Genomic DNA, 411 nt, shown 5'->3' on the forward strand with positions numbered 1-411 from the left:
GGTGCAGACCTCGCAGCTGGCGGTGGAGCTGGTGCGGCGCGGCCTGGGATGGACGGTGGTGGACTTCCTCACGGCCGGCAACCTGGACCCGGCCACGGTGGTGGCCGTGCCGCTGCGCGACCGCGAGCCGATTCCGCTCTACGCCTACCATGCGGCACACCCCCCGCCGGACCGCCATGCGGCGCGCATGCTCGACCTGCTGCCGGGCCTGCTGCACGCGGTGCTGGCGCGCCCGCACCATGCGGAAGGCAGCCCTGCCGGCTGAACGGCCGCCGGGCCTCTCGCCTGCGAAGCGGCCTGGTCAGCGCCGCAGGGGCCGCACCATGAAGGCCGCGGCCACGACCAGCGCGCCCAGCAGCCAGAGCGGCCACAGCCCGGCCCGCGCGGCCCACCAGGCGAACGGAGTGGCGG

At 76.4% G+C, this 411-nt stretch carries 1 protein-coding gene; it reads left to right on the forward strand.

Annotated elements, in window-relative coordinates; genetic code table 11:
• Positions 1-265, forward strand: a 265-nt coding sequence (locus tag E4T88_RS18995; RefSeq protein WP_221411830.1) for a type 2 periplasmic-binding domain-containing protein, incomplete at its 5' end; no start/stop codon positions are given.
• Positions 266-411 lie beyond the last annotated feature (146 nt).

This window comes from Dysgonomonas mossii (genome assembly GCF_004569505.1).
Lineage (GTDB): Bacteria > Bacteroidota > Bacteroidia > Bacteroidales > Dysgonomonadaceae > Dysgonomonas.